Source organism: Pseudomonas sp. HMSC076A11, from assembly GCF_001810205.1.
GTDB classification, from domain to species: domain Bacteria; phylum Pseudomonadota; class Gammaproteobacteria; order Pseudomonadales; family Pseudomonadaceae; genus Pseudomonas; species Pseudomonas aeruginosa.
This window is the reverse complement of record NZ_KV800293.1, coordinates 40,955-56,339: the sequence shown is the minus strand read 5'-3', so window position 1 is coordinate 56,339 and position 15,385 is coordinate 40,955. Positions and strand designations below refer to the sequence as shown.

General features: G+C 66.2%; 13 protein-coding genes. 8 read left to right on the top strand and 5 right to left on the bottom strand.

Features of this window, described 5'->3' with window-relative positions:
* Positions 1–152 precede the first annotated feature (152 nt).
* From HMPREF2716_RS11150 to HMPREF2716_RS11130, 5 genes are read right to left on the bottom strand one after another with little or no spacing between them, the layout of a single operon-like run.
* Positions 153–989: a class I SAM-dependent methyltransferase gene (locus tag HMPREF2716_RS11150; RefSeq protein WP_003118464.1), complete on the bottom strand. Its 837-nt coding sequence runs from the start codon at positions 987–989 to the stop codon at positions 153–155.
* Positions 983–2,125, bottom strand: a complete 1,143-nt coding sequence (locus HMPREF2716_RS11145; RefSeq protein ID WP_003122340.1) for an acyltransferase family protein — start codon at positions 2,123–2,125, stop codon at positions 983–985. The genes HMPREF2716_RS11150 and HMPREF2716_RS11145 overlap by 7 nt, the downstream gene beginning before the upstream one ends.
* A complete protein-coding gene (locus HMPREF2716_RS11140; RefSeq protein WP_003114110.1) occupies positions 2,122–2,985 on the bottom strand; it encodes a class I SAM-dependent methyltransferase in 864 nt (287 codons plus the stop codon). Before HMPREF2716_RS11140 ends, HMPREF2716_RS11145 begins: the two co-directional genes overlap by 4 nt.
* Positions 2,982–4,283 (bottom strand): glycosyltransferase, encoded by a 1,302-nt coding sequence (locus tag HMPREF2716_RS11135; RefSeq protein WP_034022427.1) that lies wholly within the window; start codon positions 4,281–4,283, stop codon positions 2,982–2,984. Before HMPREF2716_RS11135 ends, HMPREF2716_RS11140 begins: the two co-directional genes overlap by 4 nt.
* A complete protein-coding gene (locus HMPREF2716_RS11130; protein ID WP_003121361.1) occupies positions 4,277–5,905 on the bottom strand; it encodes a glycosyltransferase in 1,629 nt (542 codons plus the stop codon). The genes HMPREF2716_RS11135 and HMPREF2716_RS11130 overlap by 7 nt, the downstream gene beginning before the upstream one ends.
* Positions 5,906–6,312: 407 nt before the next feature.
* Here HMPREF2716_RS11130 and rmd point away from each other — a divergent pair, with 407 nt between their 5' ends.
* The 8 genes from rmd to wbpZ are packed head-to-tail and all read left to right on the top strand — an operon-like array spanning position 6,313 to position 15,336.
* Entirely contained in the window at positions 6,313–7,227 is a 915-nt protein-coding gene (gene rmd / locus HMPREF2716_RS11125) for a GDP-6-deoxy-D-mannose reductase (RefSeq protein WP_009877287.1), read from the top strand.
* The gene (gene gmd / locus HMPREF2716_RS11120) at positions 7,224–8,195 is read left to right on the top strand and encodes a GDP-mannose 4,6-dehydratase (RefSeq protein ID WP_003096890.1); all 972 of its coding nucleotides are present in this window, start codon (positions 7,224–7,226) and stop codon (positions 8,193–8,195) included. Before rmd ends, gmd begins: the two co-directional genes overlap by 4 nt.
* Before the next feature lie 3 nt (positions 8,196–8,198).
* Positions 8,199–9,638, top strand: a complete 1,440-nt coding sequence (locus HMPREF2716_RS11115) for a mannose-1-phosphate guanylyltransferase/mannose-6-phosphate isomerase (RefSeq protein ID WP_003162699.1) — start codon at positions 8,199–8,201, stop codon at positions 9,636–9,638.
* Entirely contained in the window at positions 9,638–10,435 is a 798-nt protein-coding gene (locus HMPREF2716_RS11110) for an ABC transporter permease (protein ID WP_003096887.1), read from the top strand. The genes HMPREF2716_RS11115 and HMPREF2716_RS11110 overlap by 1 nt, the downstream gene beginning before the upstream one ends.
* On the top strand, positions 10,435–11,700 hold the full coding sequence (locus tag HMPREF2716_RS11105) for an ABC transporter ATP-binding protein (RefSeq protein ID WP_003102571.1): 1,266 nt from the start codon (positions 10,435–10,437) through the stop codon (positions 11,698–11,700). The genes HMPREF2716_RS11110 and HMPREF2716_RS11105 overlap by 1 nt, the downstream gene beginning before the upstream one ends.
* Positions 11,697–13,079, top strand: coding sequence for a glycosyltransferase family 4 protein (locus tag HMPREF2716_RS11100; protein ID WP_003096882.1), 1,383 nt, complete (start codon positions 11,697–11,699; stop codon positions 13,077–13,079). The genes HMPREF2716_RS11105 and HMPREF2716_RS11100 overlap by 4 nt, the downstream gene beginning before the upstream one ends.
* Positions 13,063–14,190: a glycosyltransferase family 4 protein gene (locus tag HMPREF2716_RS11095; protein WP_023518217.1), complete on the top strand. Its 1,128-nt coding sequence runs from the start codon at positions 13,063–13,065 to the stop codon at positions 14,188–14,190. Before HMPREF2716_RS11100 ends, HMPREF2716_RS11095 begins: the two co-directional genes overlap by 17 nt.
* Positions 14,191–15,336, top strand: coding sequence for a D-rhamnosyltransferase WbpZ (gene wbpZ, locus HMPREF2716_RS11090; protein ID WP_010792440.1), 1,146 nt, complete (start codon positions 14,191–14,193; stop codon positions 15,334–15,336). It abuts the gene before it with no gap.
* Positions 15,337–15,385: the final 49 nt, after the last annotated feature.

Genomic DNA, 15,385 nt, shown 5'->3' with positions numbered 1-15,385 from the left:
TTCCCATCCCGGGGATGGGGGCGGGGTGTGGAACCTCATGATGCGCCGGGACCGCTGGCTTGCTCAGGGGCAACCACGCGGGAGTTGGACGGAACAGTTCGGTGGCCCCGGCAACTGTTCCGCCCGGCTGTAGCGGAACTGTTCCGGTGGTTCTACGCCTGGGCGGGCTTGCGCGCGATGATCACCTGGCTCTTGGCGACCACGGCGTCCAGGGCCTGCTTGATGGCCGGGCCGCGCGGCGAGTCGAGCAGCGCCTGCCAGGTCCTGGCCCAGTGTTCGAGGAGGGGATGGTCGGGATTGCCGAAATCGACCTTGGCCTCCCAGAACAGCAGCATCCACAGCGACCAGTAGAAGCCGTAGCGGCTGTGGCTGAGGATTTCCAGGCCGGCTTCGCGCACCAGTGCGGCGAACTGCTCCTCGCCGAGCACGCGGATGTGGTTGGGCTTGCGGAAGTATTCGTCGGCGGCGAAGTCCTTCTGCAGGTCTTCCGACGTGGGATGCGGCACGCTGAGCAGATAGAGTGCGCCGGGCTGGCCGACCCGTACCAGCTCGGCGAGGAACTGCCGCGGATCGTCGACGTGCTCGATGACCTCGGTGGAGACCACCCGGGTGGCCGTGGCGTCAGCCAGGGGCAACGGGTCGCAGTCGCTGACCAGGCATTCCAGTTCGCGGGCCGGGGTATCGGCCAGGCGCTCGCGGGTCCTGGCGATCTTTTCCGCGTCGATGTCGGCGATGATGATGCGAGCGCCGCGCATGGCGCAGAAATGAACGTTGCCGCCGTCGCCGCACCCCACGTCGAGCACGGTGTCCTCGGCGGAAATCGGAAAGCCGCTGAACAGCTCGTCGGTCTCCTGGTTGAACCAGCCGCTGAGCACCGCGTCGCGCAACCCGAGCATGTACGGGTCGACCGGCGCAGGGGCGGGTGGCGCGGCGATGGGCTCGGCGACGGGGCTGGGCGGCGAGACGATCTTCTTGAGGAAGTTCAGCATGAGGTGGCTCCGGAAGTGGTGGCGACGCGGCGGGCGGCGCTCAGGCGCTTGACCAGGCGGGAGCCCAGGTCGCGGCAGGGGCTCTCGACGAAGCGGTAGTTGAGCTCGCTGAGTACGACGATCAGGACCAGGCTGGTGCCGAGCAGCGACAGGGGCCGCTCGCCGGCGTCCCAGCCCAGGCGGAAGCAGAGTTCGCGGCTGAGATAGAACGCCGGGATGTGGATCAGGTAGATCGCATAGGAGCGCGCGCCGACCCAGACCAGCAAGCGCTTCAGCGGCCCGTTGGAGAGCAGGTAGTCGCGGTCGTAGGAGGCTATCCACACCAGCAGTCCGCACAATAGCGCGATGGCGCCGATCCGCACGGTGACCAGGCTGTACGCTTCGCTGGCCAGCACGCCCAGGGCCGCGGCCACGGCGGCCAGCAGCAACGGCCCGCTCCAGGCGCGGCCCAGCAGGGTGGGGTTCCAGCGGGCATAGCCAGGCTGCAGGGAGGCGAGGGCGAGTAGTACGCCGATGGCCAGGGCGTCGGTGCGCAATACCATCAGCAGCGGCGTGCGCAGGCTGAAGAACTGGACCAGCACCAGCGCCAGGAGGGCCCAGCCCAGGTAGCGACGCAGGCAGAGGATCAGCAGCGGCAGCAGGAGGTAGAACTGTTCCTCCAGGGAAAGGCTCCAGTAGACGAAGCTGGCACCGTATTCGTAGCGGTAGAAACTGTCGGCGAAGCGGAAGTTGGCGACCTGGAGGAAACCGGCGAGGCTCGCCGCGAGGTTGGCCGACAGGCTGCCGAAGGCTCCGGAGCGGTTCAGCAGCAGGCAACAGGCCAGGATCAGCGCCAGCCACAGCCAGGCCGAGGGCAGCAGGCGGAAGGCGCGGCGGATCCAGAAGTACCGCGCCTGTTCCCAGAATGCCTGGCGTGTGGGCGCCTCGCGCAGTTGCGGGATGAGGGTGCGGGCGATGACGAAGCCGGAGATGGCGAAGAACAGGTCCACGCCCCACCAGAACTGGACGCGCTGGTTGATGCCGTCCAGCAGTGTCGGGGAGCCGCTGAACAGGTTGCCGTGCAGATGGTGGAATACCACGCCGAGCACGGCCAGCCCGCGCAACAGTTCGATGTCGAGGATGCGTTTGCCGCTCATGTCCGCGACGATCCGGGGTCGAGCGGCTTGCGCGCGATGATCACCTGGCTCTTGGGCATGAAATGGTCGAGCAGGTGCTTGATCTCCAGACCGTCGGGACGGGCCAGGAGGTTTTCCCAGAGCCGTGCCCAGTCTTCCATCAGCGCCGGGTAGGGCGGCTGGATACGGTCGCGGACGGCGCCGCCGAGCTCACGGCCGGCGGCCCGTTCGCTGGCCCAGAAGAAGATCATGCCCATCACCCAGAAGAAGCCGCTGGCCTGGCGGTGCTCGATGACCAGCCCGGCGTCCTGCACCAGGCGCGCGAAGTCGTCACGGGAAAAGATGTGGATGTGGTTGGGCGCCCGGAAGTAGTCGGCCGGGGCGATGCCCTGCTGCAGGTGTTCGCCGACCGGGTCCGGCACGCTCAGCAGGTACTGCGCGCCAGGGCGTCCGAGACGCACGAGTTCGGCCATCACCCGCGCTGGGTTGGCCACGTGTTCGAGCACTTCCATGCACACCAGCTTGTCGGCGCAGGCGTCGCGCAGCGGCAGCGGGTCGCTGTCGCTGACCAGGCCGGTGAAGGGCCGCCGGGCCACCGCCTCGACCTGCTGCGCCAGGCTCCGCACCTTGTCCTCCTCGCTGTCGGTGAAGATCACCGAAGCGCCCTGGCGGGCGGCGAAGAGGGTGGCGACGCCTTCGCCGCAGCCGAGATCGAGCAGGGTGTCCTGGGCGCCGATGGCGAAGCCGGCGAGCAGTTCGCCGGTTTCGCTGCGGAACCAGCCATCCAGCACCGCATCGCGCAGACCGCACATGCGTGGCGACACCGGTTCGCTCGCCGCAGCGGGACGGGAACGCCAGCGTTGGAGCAGGGCGCGGATCATGCCGGGATGCTTTGCAAGGCGGAGGGGTCGCCTCGTGCCGCTTCGTCGAGGAAGCGACGCAGGCGCTCCACGGCCAGCTTGCGGCTGCAGAAGCGTTCGAGGCTGGCGCTGGCATGCGCGGACATGCGTGCGTAGCGCTCCGGCTCCTGGCGAGCGACCTCGAAACTGGCCCGGTAGGCCCGGCACAGCGACTCCCAGTCGGTGATGTAGCGCAGCGTGCGGTAGGCCGCGCGCGGGTCGTGGGGCCAGGCGGTGGCTTCTTCCGAGGAGTCGACGATGAAGGCGTTGTCGGCGTCGATGTAGTCGATCATCGCGGTATTGCGCGGAGCCACGGCCGGCTTGCCGCTGGACATGAATTCCATCAGCGGCAGGCATTGGCCTTCGCCGTAGGAGGTGTTCACCACGTAGCTGGTGGCCTCGACCAGCCGCTCGTAGTCCGGGTCGGCGAGGTAGCCGTGGATCAGCACGATGCGGCAGCGGTAGGACTGGTTCTTGTACAGGTGGTGAAGCATGTCGGCCAGCGCTTCGCCGACGTTGTGGTGGGTCAGTTTCAGCACCAGGGTGGCGTCGGGCTCGTCGCGGAAGGTGGCGCAGAACGCGCTGATCATGTCCTGCCAGTTCTTGCGCCCGTCGTAGGGGTTGAACACCGAGGTGTAGATGACCCCGTCGAGGCTCAGCTCGACCTGTTTCGCCGCGCGGTCCGGCAGGGCCAGGACCTCCGCCGACGGCTCGGGGTCGGCATGGTCGGCCAGGTCCAGCTGGCGGCTGTCCACCAGCAGGCCGTCCAGGTGCAGGCGCACATCCCGGGCTTCGGGACGGCCCGCCTGCTGCGAGGCGCGGTTGGCGAAGCGATCCCAGACCGGCGCCGGCACGCTCAGTACCGGGTAGTCGCGACCCATGGCGGCGCGCACCACGTCGACCGTGAAGCTGGAGTGGGTGATGGCCCGTCCGCTGTGGCGCAGCACATGTCGCCAGTCGTGGCGCGGTTCGCCGTGCCAGGTTTCGCTGGGGAGGGTGCTGAACTCCCAGGCGAACACCGGGATGGTCGGGCAGGCATGGTGGATCGGCGTGCGATGGGGCGGCGAGAAGGAGAGGAAGACGCAGGGTTCGCCGCGCTTGCGGCAGTCGTGGTAGAGGCGGTCCACCAGTTCGTCGGGATCGCTGACTTCGACCACCTGGCCGATCTCTTCCAGCAGCGGACGGAATTCCTTGAGGACGAAGTAATAGCTGTACTCCGGGCGCCCGAGGTTCTGCCGGATGGTGGTCTTGTTGGTCTCGGAGTGGATGATGATCAGCATGGAACGTTGCCTGTGGCGGTGGCCGCCAGTTCGACGCCGGGCGCAGGGGTTGCCTTGCGGGCGGAAAGGAAGGGTTCCAGGCGCTGGCGGACCACGTCGCCGGCGCAGTAGCCGCGCATGCGTTGGTTGGCCGCGGCGGACAGTTGCCGATAGCGCTCCGGCTGTTCCCGGGCTACCCGGTAGCTCTCCAGGTAGGCCTCCTTCAGGGACTCCCAGCTCGGCCGGTAGCGCCGGGTGCTGTACAACCGGCGCGAATCCTGCGGCCAGGCCGCGGGCTCCTGGCTGGAGCGGACCACGAAGCCCACCTGGGCGTCCATGTAGTCGGCCATCGCCGAATGGTCCGGAGCGATCGCCGGGGTGCCGCAGGACATGAATTCCATCAGCGGCAGGCACAGGCCCTCGCAGCGCGAGGCGTTCACGTAGTAGCTGGCGGCTCCGTACAGGCGGGCGTACTCCGCGGCATCGAGATAGCCGTGCAGGGCGATGACCCGGCAGGCGAATGGCGACAGTTGGGAAAGCAGGGTGAGCAGTTCGACGTGGTAGGTCGTCAGGTCGCTCTGGGTCATCTTCAGCACCAGCGTGGCATCGCTGGTGTCGCGGAATGCCCAGCAGAAGGCGGTGATCAGCTGATGCCAGTTCTTGCGCCCGTCCAGCGGATTGAACACCGAGACGTAGACCACCCCGTCCACGACGACCTGCTGGTGCTGGTCGACGGCCGGCAACAGCGCCGGCGGATGCTCGGGCTCGGCGGGCGGCATCGGCTCGATGGCCTGGGGCAATGGCTCCGGCAGCGTTTCCAGCGCCGTTGGCGGGGGCGGCAGCGGCCGGCGCAGGTGACGGAACAGCCAGCGGCGTACCGGTATGGGTACCAGGTCGCTGACGGCTTCCCGGTACCACAGCAGCAGGTAGTGCTTGCTGATGACCAGTCGGCGCCTCCAGTCGAGAGGAACCGGCTCTGGCTCTGGTTCTGGCTCAGGGACCGGTTCGGGCTCGGGCTCGGCGGGCGTCTCGGGGAGGACCTCGAGGATCTCGTCCTCGGTCTCTTCCCTGATCGGTGCGATGAGGCCGTCGGCGGAAAGGCCCAGCAGGCGGCTGTCGATGACGCAGCCCTTGAGTTGCAGGGTCTCGCCGGACTTGACCGGATTCCGTTCGCCTTGCTGGCGGATCGCGGCGAAGTCCTCCCAGATCGGCGTCGGCAGCGCCAGTACCGGAAAATCTTCGCCCAGCACCCGGCGAACCGCGCGGGCAGTCTGCTCGGAGAGGGTGATGGCTGCGCCATGGCCGGCCAGGACCTGGCTCCAGTCCTGCGCCGGATCGCCGTCCCACGCCACGTCGGGAATCGACTCGAACTCCCAGGCGACCACGCACAGCATCGGGCATTGCAGGCCCCGCGCCGCCTTGTGCGGCGGGGTGAAGGAGAGGAACAGGCAGTCTTCGCCCTGTTCATGCAGTTGCCGGTAGAGCGGGTCGACTTCGTCCGTGCTCTGTACCAGGTGGACCTGTCCCAGCGATTCGAGGATTGGCCGGTAGGCCTTGAGGACGAAGTAGTAGCTGTATTCGGGGCGACCGAGGTTGTGGCCGATCGAGCGCTCGTTGATATCCGAGTAAAGGATGAAATTCATGGCATCTCGTGATGAAACTGCCCGTTCGACAGCTTGGTGGTGATGAGCGAGGCCAGGCGCTGCTTCGTTGTCCGGAAGCCTTCCCGGCGGACTGGTCGACCCATCGTGTTCTTGTTCTGTTATCGCGACCGCGACCTGTTCGATCAACAGAACAGGAGGCAGTCAAGCACGAAATCGAGAGGCATTCTAAACATACCTTTCGCAAAAACGTGAAGGCTGACGGAGAAAACGTCATGCCGTTCGAATGAGAACCTACCGGTCACGAATAAGCGGTTGAAATCGGCGCATTCTTGGCACAGATTGGAGCGCGATAATCAGAACAACACGCTATCCGGCATGACCTCTGGAACGTCGTATTCCTAGGAAGAGCGTCGCCGAGCGTAGCATCAGATAAAAGGCCCGCTTCCTTGACTCAGCGTCTGTTCGTCACCGGGCTCTCCGGTTTCGTAGGCAAGCATCTTCAAGCTTATCTGGCAGCGGCCCACACGCCGTGGGCGCTCCTTCCCGTACCGCATCGTTACGACCTGCTGGAGCCGGATTCGCTGGGCGACCTCTGGCCGGAGCTGCCGGATGCGGTCATCCACCTGGCCGGGCAAACCTACGTGCCGGAGGCCTTCCGCGATCCTGCGCGGACCCTGCAGATCAACCTCCTTGGCACCCTGAACCTGCTCCAGGCGCTTAAGGCGCGGGGCTTCTCCGGTACCTTCCTGTACATCAGCTCCGGCGACGTCTACGGCCAGGTGGGCGAGGCGGCGTTGCCGATCCACGAGGAACTGATCCCCCACCCGCGCAATCCCTATGCGGTCAGCAAGCTGGCGGCCGAGTCGCTGTGCCTGCAGTGGGGTATCACCGAAGGCTGGCGGGTGCTGGTGGCGCGACCGTTCAACCATATCGGGCCGGGGCAGAAGGACAGCTTCGTGATTGCCAGCGCCGCGCGGCAGATCGCCCGGATGAAGCAGGGCTTGCAGGCCAATCGGCTGGAAGTGGGGGACATCGACGTCAGCCGTGATTTCCTCGATGTCCAGGACGTGCTGTCAGCCTATCTGCGCCTGCTCTCCCACGGCGAGGCGGGCGCCGTCTATAACGTCTGTTCCGGGCAGGAGCAGAAGATTCGCGAGCTGATCGAACTGCTGGCGGACATCGCCCAGGTCGAGCTGGAAATCGTTCAGGACCCTGCCAGGATGCGCCGGGCGGAACAGCGGCGGGTTCGCGGCAGCCATGCGCGACTGCACGACACCACGGGCTGGAAGCCTGAAATAACCATAAAACAGTCCCTGCGGGCGATCCTGTCCGACTGGGAGTCACGGGTACGAGAAGAATGACAAGAAGTGCACTGGTAACTGGGATCACCGGTCAGGACGGAGCGTACCTGGCCAAGCTGCTGCTGGAGAAGGGCTACCGGGTCCACGGCCTGGTGGCGCGGCGCAGCAGCGACACGCGCTGGCGCCTGCGCGAACTGGGGATCGAAGGCGATATCCAGTACGAGGACGGCGACATGGCCGATGCCTGTTCGGTGCAGCGCGCGGTGATCAAGGCGCAGCCGCAGGAGGTCTACAACCTGGCGGCACAGAGCTTCGTCGGGGCTTCCTGGAACCAGCCGGTGACCACCGGCGTCGTCGACGGCCTGGGCGTGACCCACCTGCTCGAGGCGATCCGCCAGTTCAGCCCGGAAACGCGCTTCTACCAGGCTTCCACCAGCGAGATGTTCGGCCTGATCCAGGCCGAGCGCCAGGACGAGAACACGCCGTTCTACCCGCGCAGCCCCTACGGCGTGGCCAAGCTCTATGGCCACTGGATCACCGTCAACTATCGCGAGAGCTTCGGCCTGCACGCCTCCAGCGGCATCCTGTTCAACCACGAATCGCCGCTGCGCGGCATCGAGTTCGTCACGCGCAAGGTTACCGACGCGGTGGCCCGCATCAAGCTCGGCAAGCAGCAGGAATTGCGCCTGGGCAACGTCGACGCCAAGCGCGACTGGGGCTTTGCCGGGGACTACGTCGAAGCCATGTGGCTGATGTTGCAGCAGGACAAGGCCGACGACTACGTGGTGGCCACCGGTGTCACTACCACCGTGCGCGACATGTGCCAGATCGCTTTCGAGCATGTGGGCCTGGACTACCGCGACTTCCTCAAGATCGACCCGGCGTTCTTCCGGCCCGCCGAGGTCGACGTGCTGCTGGGTAATCCGGCCAAGGCCCAGCGTGTGCTCGGCTGGAAGCCCAGGACCAGCCTGGACGAGCTGATCCGGATGATGGTCGAGGCGGACCTGCGACGCGTTTCCCGGGAGTAAGCCATGCTGATTCCCGTGGTGCTTTCCGGCGGCGCCGGTACCCGCCTTTGGCCGGTGTCGCGTGAAGGACAGCCGAAGCCGTTCATGCGCCTGCCCGATGGCCAGACCCTGCTGGGCAAGACCTACCGACGTGCCGCCGGGCTCCTGGCCGGGCATGGCGAAATCGTCACGGTGACCAACCGCGAGCATTACTTCCAGAGCAAGGACCAGTTCCAGGCGGCCCGCCTGGGGCGGCATCGGGGACATTTCATCCTCGAACCGACCGGACGCAACACCGCTCCGGCGATTGCCGTCGCCGCCCTGGCGCTGCAAGCCGAACATGGCGACGCGGCGGTACTGGTGGTGATGCCGGCGGATCACCTGATCCGCAACGAGGAGGCCTTCCGCGAGGCGGTGGGGCATGCCGCGCGTCTCGCCGTCGCCGGGCACCTGGTTACCTTCGGCGTGGTGCCGGATGCAGCGGAAACCGGTTTCGGCTATATCGAGCTGGGCGACCGGCTGGACGAGCAGGGGGCGGCCAAGGTGCGCCGCTTCGTCGAGAAACCCGATGAGGAAACCGCCCGTCGCTACGTGGAAAGTGGCGGTTTCCTGTGGAACTCCGGGATGTTCTGTTTCACGGCCTCGACCCTGGTCGACGAGCTGGCGCGGCATGCCCCGGCCCTGCTGGAGCAGGCCAGGGCCTGCCTGGCCGCCAGTGCGGCGGTGAAGATGGCCGATGGCATCCAGCATGAGCTGGCGGGCGAAGCCTTCGCCGCGCTGCCGGACATTTCCATCGACTATGCGCTGATGGAGCGCTCCGCGCGGGTCGCCGTGGTGCCGGCGGCCTTCGACTGGAGCGATATCGGTTCCTGGGGCGCGATGAGCGCGCTGCTCGACGCGGACGCAGAGGGCAATCGCGGCAGCGGCGACACCCTGTTCGTCGACACCCGTAACACCTTCGTGCAGAGCGACGGGCGCCTGGTCGCCACGGTCGGGGTCGACGACCTGGTCGTGGTGGATACTTCCGATGCGCTGCTGATCGCCCGCGCCGACCGGGTCCAGGAGGTGCGCAGGGTGGTGCAGCGGCTGAAGGACGAGCGGCACGAGGCCTATCGGCTGCATCGGACCGTCAACCGTCCCTGGGGCAGCTATACCGTCCTCGAGGAGGGGCCGCGCTTCAAGATCAAGCGAATCGTGGTCAGGCCGGGAGAGCGCTTGTCGCTGCAGATGCACCATCACCGCAGCGAGCACTGGATCGTGGTGCAAGGCATGGCCAGGGTCACCAATGGCGATGGCGCGCGGCTGGTCAACAGCAACGAGTCGACCTACATTCCCGCGGGCCACCGGCATCGCCTGGAAAACCCGGGGGTCATCGACCTGGTGATGATCGAGGTGCAGAGCGGCGAATACCTGGGAGAGGACGACATCGTCCGCTTCGAGGACCAGTACGGCAGGGTGGTCTGATGCTTCTTGGCTTGTCTCGTTCCTTGTGGGGCTATCGTGGCTTCGTTCTCGGCAGCGTCAAGCGCGAGTTCCAGTCGCGCTACCGCGGGTCGCTGTTCGGCGCGTTGTGGACGGTGCTCAATCCGCTGTCGATGATCGTCGTCTACACGGTGATCTTCTCCCAGGTGATGCGCGCGCGCCTGCCGGGGGTCGACGACGGCCTGGCCTACAGCGTCTATCTCTGCGCCGGCCTGCTGACCTGGGGCCTGTTCGCGGAAATCACCTCGCGCAGCCAGAGCATGTTCATCGAGAACGCCAACCTGCTGAAGAAGATCAGCTTCCCGCGCATCTGCCTGCCGGTCATCGTACTGCTCAACGCCGGGGTCAATTTCGCCATCATCCTCGCCTTGTTCCTCGGCTTTCTCGCCCTCAGCGGGCGCCTGCCGGGCGCGGCATTGCTCGCGCTGGTGCCGCTGCTGGCGATCCAGGTGCTGTTCGCGGCGGGACTGGGGATGATCCTAGGGGTGCTCAACGTGTTCTTCCGCGACGTCGGCCAGCTGTTCGGCATCTGCCTGCAGTTCTGGTTCTGGCTGACGCCGATCGTCTATCCGATCGGCATCCTGCCCGAGGGTATCCGCTCGCTGATCGAACTCAATCCGATGACCGCGCTGATGCGCAGCTACCAGCAGCTGTTCCTCCACGGGCAATGGCCGGACTGGCCTTCATTGCTGCCGATCACCCTGCTGGCGCTGCTGCTGTGCGCGCTCGGCCTGCGTCTGTTCCGCCAGCGGGTCGGCGAAATGGTGGATGAACTCTGATGGGACAGATACGCGTATCCGGCCTCGGCAAGGCCTACAAGCAGTATCCCAATCGCTGGAGCCGGTTGTTCGAATGGCTGGTGCCTTTCAGCCCTTCGCGCCACCACCTGCACTGGATCCTGCGCGAGGTCGAGTTCACCATCGAGCCGGGCGAAGCGGTCGGCATCGTCGGGGTCAACGGCGCCGGCAAGAGCACCCTGCTGAAGATGATCGCCGGCACCACCCAGCCGACCTGCGGCGAGATCCGCGTGGCCGGCCGGGTCGCCGCGCTGCTCGAGCTGGGCATGGGCTTCCACCCGGACTTCACCGGCCGGCAGAACGTCTTCATGGCCGGGCAACTGCTGGGCATGCAGGTCGAGGAAATCCAGGCGCTGATGCCGGATATCGAGGCCTTCGCCGAAATCGGCGAGGCCATCGAGCAACCGGTGCGCACCTACTCCAGCGGCATGCAGATGCGCCTGGCGTTCAGCGTGGCGACTGCCCGGCGGCCGGACATCCTGATCGTCGACGAGGCCCTGTCGGTCGGCGATGCCTATTTCCAGCACAAGAGCTTCGAGCGCATCCGCAGTTTCCGCAAGGCCGGCACCACCCTGCTGATCGTTTCCCACGACCGCTCGGCGATCCAGTCCATCTGCGACTCCGCGATCCTCCTGGAGCAGGGACGGATGGCCATGCGCGGGCGGCCGGAAGAAGTGATGGACTACTACAACGCCCTGCTCGCCGAGCGCGAGGGGCAGACCGTGCGCCAGGAAATGCTCGCCGACGGCCAGGTGCGGACGATTTCCGGCACCGGCGAGGCAGCGATCCTCGACGTACGGATGGTCGACCAGCGGCAGCGCGCGCTGGAGGTGGTCGAGGTAGGCCAGGCGGTGACGCTGGAAGTCGAGGTCGAGGTTCGCCAGGACATCGAGCGGCTGATCCTCGGCTTCATGATCAAGGACCGCCTCGGCCAGCCGATGTACGGGATCAATACCCACCGCCTGGACAAGGCGCTCACCGACCTGAAGGCCGGCGAGCGCATCACCTACCGCTTCGCCTTCGACATGCGCCTGGGCAAGGGGCACTACTCGGTGGCGCTGAGCCTGTCGCGGCTGGACTCGCACCTGGACCGCAACTTCGAATGGCGCGACTACGGCCTGGTCTTCCATGTCATCAACAACCGCCAGGAAGACTTCGTCGGTTGCTCCTGGCTGGGCGCCGAAACCCATATCAGCCGCTCCGGCGAGGCGGCTCTGGACCCCACTTCCGCGGAGAGCACTCCATGACGCGTCTGTTGGTCGAATGCACCTATGTGTTCGAGCATCCCAAGGTCAATTCCGGTATTCAGCGGGTGGTGCGCAACGTCATCCGCGAGTTGCCGGAAGCCGACGAGACGGTGGAGTGCATCCCGGTGGCAATGCTCGACGGCACCCTGTATCAGGTCCACAGCCTGGCGCCGCTGGACCCGCGGCCGCATTCGCCGCTGGTACGCCTGCGCATCCTGGTGGAGCGAGCCGCCAACTACTTCTGGCTGGGCCAGCGCACCCTGGAAAAGCGCCGCCCGTTCCGTTCCTCGCCGTGGGCCCGGCGCCTTCTCTATGTAGCCTGCCGCCTGTTCGCCTTCGCCTTCCTCAGCATTCCGCTGCGCCTGCTCGACCGCATCCTCGGCAAGCAGCAGCCTGCACCCGTGCGCGCGACCCCGCTCGAACATCGGGCCGGCGACCAACTGGTCTTGCTGGACTCCTCCTGGCACGCCGATTTCTTCCCGCTGGCGGAACGCCTCAAGAGCGAGGGCGTGGGCATCGTCTCGGTGATCTACGACCTGATTCCCCTGACCCATCCGCAATTCTGCGATGCCGGACTGGTCAAGGTGTTCAACCACTGGTTCGACTGGATCGCGGCCACCGCCGACGGCTACGTCGCGATTTCCGAGACCATCCGCGACGAAGTGCGCGCGGAGATGCTGCGGCGCATCGGCCCGGAGAAGGTCGCGCAACGCTGGTTCGATTATTTCCACCTGGGTTCGGAGCTGGACCTGGTGGAGGACGGCGCCTCCGTCGAGCCCGATCTGCTGCGCATGTTCAAGGCCAAGGCGCCGGTATTCCTGATGGTCAGCACCATCGAGCCGCGGAAGAACCACGGTTACCTGCTGGATGCCTTCGAGCGTGCCTGGGCCCAGGGTTCGCAGGCGCGGTTGTGCATCGCCGGACGCATCGGCTGGAAGTGCGAGGCGCTGGTGGAACGGGTGCGGCAGCATCCGGAGCTGAACAAGCGCCTGTTCATGTTCAACGACCTCTCCGACAAGAGCCTGGAGTACGCATACTCCCATGCCGCATCGCTGGTCTTCCCGTCCTATGTGGAAGGTTTCGGCCTGCCGCTGGTGGAGGCCATGCAGCGCGGCCTGCCGGCGATGGGCAGCGACATCCCGGTGTTCCGCGAGATCGGCGGCGAATTCATGGCCTACTTCGACCTCGCCGATCCGCAGACCCTGGCGAACCTGGTCACCCGCTTCGAAGCCACGGGCGAGTTCCCGGCCGAGCGACCGGTCGGCGAATGGCGCTGGATCGGCTGGCACGAGGCGAGTCGGCAACTGATCGCGCGGATCCTGCTCGCCCTCGGCAAGGCCCCGGCGCATGGCGAGGCAGTACATGCGGATTGCGGTTAACGCGCGGATTCTCCAGGCGCCGCGGACCGGCATCGGACATTACCTGGTCGAGTTGCTGGGTGCGTTGCAGGCGCACGCGGACTTAGAGTTTTCCCTGTTCCATGGCTGGGGCTGGAGCGGCGACCTGCCGGCGGCGGCGCTGCCCGGCTATTCGCGTCTGTCGCCCTGGCTGCGCAACCTGCCCGGAGCCTACCGGGCACGACGCTGGCTGGAGCAGCGGCGTTTCGATAGCGGTCGGCTGCCGGTCGATCTCTACCATGAGCCCAGTCTCTGGCCGCTGGACTTCGACGGGCCGATGCTGATGACCCTGCACGACCTGACCCACCTGCATTATCCGGCGACGCAACCCGCCGCCCGCTTGCGCGAAATAGAACGCCGGCTGGCGCGCGGGATGGAAAAGGCGCGGTTGATCCTGACCGACTCGCAGGCGATCGCCGACGAGGCGCAGGCGTATTTCGGCCTGCCGCGCGAGCGCTTCGTGGTGGCGCCCCTCGGCCATGCCGCGCGGTTCCGTCCGCGGGACCGGGAGTCCCTGCGCGAGCCCTTGCGCGCGCATGGCCTGGTGCCGCGCGGGTATTTCCTCTGCGTAGGAACCCTCGAACCGCGCAAGAACCTGTCGCTGGCCCTGCGCGCCCATGGGCAACTGCCGGCGGCGGTCCGCCAGCGTTTTCCGCTGATGATCGTCGGCATGCCGGGATGGGAAAGTCGCTCGCTCGACGACGAACTGCGCCAGGCGCTGGCTTCGGGAACGGTGCGGCTGCTCGGCTACCTGCCGGACGAGCGGGTCGCCGAGTTGATGTCGGGCGCTCGGGCGCTGGTCTTCCCCTCGATCTACGAAGGCTTCGGCCTGCCTGTGCTGGAAGCCATGGCCAGCGGCACGCCGGTATTGCTCACGCGACTCTCCGCAATGCCGGAGGTGGCCGGCGAGGCGGGCAGCTATATTGACCCGGATGATGCCAATGGGCTATCTGACATGCTGGTCCGCATGACCGAGGATACCGTCTACTGGGAGTGCTGCCGGGAAGCCGGCCTGCGACGGGCGGAGCAGTTTTCCTGGAAGCGTTGCGCGAATCTCACCGCTGCAGCCTATCGTCGTGCCGTGGAGGGCTGAATGCGGGTACTGCACTTCTACAAGACCTACCTGAGCGAAACGGTAGGCGGGATCGAACAGGTGATCTTCCAGCTTTGCGAGAGCAGCGGGTCGTGGGGGATCGACAACCACGTCCTGACCCTGAGCAGCGACCCGCATCCGCCTGTCGTGCCCTTCGGCGGACATGTGGTGCATCGCGCCAGGCTCGACCTGCAGCTCGCTTCCACCGGGTTTTCCCTGAGCGTGTTCAAGCAGTTCCGCGAGTTGGCGGCGGAGGCGGACGTGGTCAACTACCACTTCCCCTGGCCGTTCATGGACCTGGTGCATTTCCTCACCGGTATGAACAAGCCGAGCGTGGTCACCTACCATTCGGACATCATCCGCCAGCGCGTCCTGTTGAAACTGTACCGGCCGCTGATGGGGCGCTTCCTTCATAGCGTCGATCGGATCGCGGTGGCGTCGCCCAACTACTTCAGCACCAGCGACGTGCTCCGCCAGTACCGGGAAAAGACCCGGGTGATCACCTACGGCCTGGACAAGGCCTGCTACCCGAAGCCTGCGGCACAGCGTCTGGAGCACTGGCGAGAGAAACTCGGGCCGCGGTTCTTCCTGTTCGTCGGGGTGATGCGCTACTACAAGGGCCTGCATATCCTGCTGGATGCGTTGCAGGGCACCGATTACCCGGTGGTGATCGTCGGTGCCGGGCCGTTGCAGGCCGAGCTGTATGCCCAGGCCGCGGCGCTGGGGTTGCGCAACGTGCACTTCCTCGGGCGGGTGGACGACGAGGACAAGGTCGCCCTGCTGCAACTCAGCTACGCCATGGTCTTTCCGTCACACTTGCGTTCCGAGGCGTTCGGTATCTCCCTGCTGGAGGGCGCGATGTACGGCAAGCCGATGATCTCCAGCGAGATCGGCACCGGCACCAGCTACATCAATATCCATGGCGAGACCGGCCTGGTCGTGCCGCCCAGCCAGCCGGCCGCGTTTCGCCAAGCGATGCGCTGGCTCTGGGAGCATCCGCAGCAGGCGGAGGAAATGGGCAGGAACGCGGAGGCCCGCTATCGGCAACTGTTCACCGCCGAAGAGATGGGGCGTCGCTGGAGCGAGCTGTACCGTGAACTGCTGGAGGAAAAGGCTTCTTCCAGATACGTGAAGGCCGCTCGGTAAGGAGCGGCCTACGGTACAGTTCAGGCTGGGCCGAACCGGGGCGTTACAG

Bases quoted from the DNA above. Each gene is read 5' to 3' on its own strand.
- HMPREF2716_RS11150 (WP_003118464.1), bottom strand. From the start codon at position 989: ATGCTGAACTTCCTCAAGAAGATCGTCTCGCCGCCCAGCCCCGTCGCC.
- HMPREF2716_RS11145 (WP_003122340.1), bottom strand. From the start codon at position 2,125: ATGAGCGGCAAACGCATCCTCGACATCGAACTGTTGCGCGGGCTGGCC.
- HMPREF2716_RS11140 (WP_003114110.1), bottom strand. From the start codon at position 2,985: ATGATCCGCGCCCTGCTCCAACGCTGGCGTTCCCGTCCCGCTGCGGCG.
- HMPREF2716_RS11135 (WP_034022427.1), bottom strand. From the start codon at position 4,283: ATGCTGATCATCATCCACTCCGAGACCAACAAGACCACCATCCGGCAG.
- HMPREF2716_RS11130 (WP_003121361.1), bottom strand. From the start codon at position 5,905: ATGAATTTCATCCTTTACTCGGATATCAACGAGCGCTCGATCGGCCAC.
- gmd (WP_003096890.1), top strand. From the start codon at position 7,224: ATGACAAGAAGTGCACTGGTAACTGGGATCACCGGTCAGGACGGAGCG.
- HMPREF2716_RS11115 (WP_003162699.1), top strand. From the start codon at position 8,199: ATGCTGATTCCCGTGGTGCTTTCCGGCGGCGCCGGTACCCGCCTTTGG.
- HMPREF2716_RS11110 (WP_003096887.1), top strand. From the start codon at position 9,638: ATGCTTCTTGGCTTGTCTCGTTCCTTGTGGGGCTATCGTGGCTTCGTT.
- HMPREF2716_RS11105 (WP_003102571.1), top strand. From the start codon at position 10,435: ATGGGACAGATACGCGTATCCGGCCTCGGCAAGGCCTACAAGCAGTAT.
- HMPREF2716_RS11100 (WP_003096882.1), top strand. From the start codon at position 11,697: ATGACGCGTCTGTTGGTCGAATGCACCTATGTGTTCGAGCATCCCAAG.
- HMPREF2716_RS11095 (WP_023518217.1), top strand. From the start codon at position 13,063: ATGCGGATTGCGGTTAACGCGCGGATTCTCCAGGCGCCGCGGACCGGC.
- wbpZ (WP_010792440.1), top strand. From the start codon at position 14,191: ATGCGGGTACTGCACTTCTACAAGACCTACCTGAGCGAAACGGTAGGC.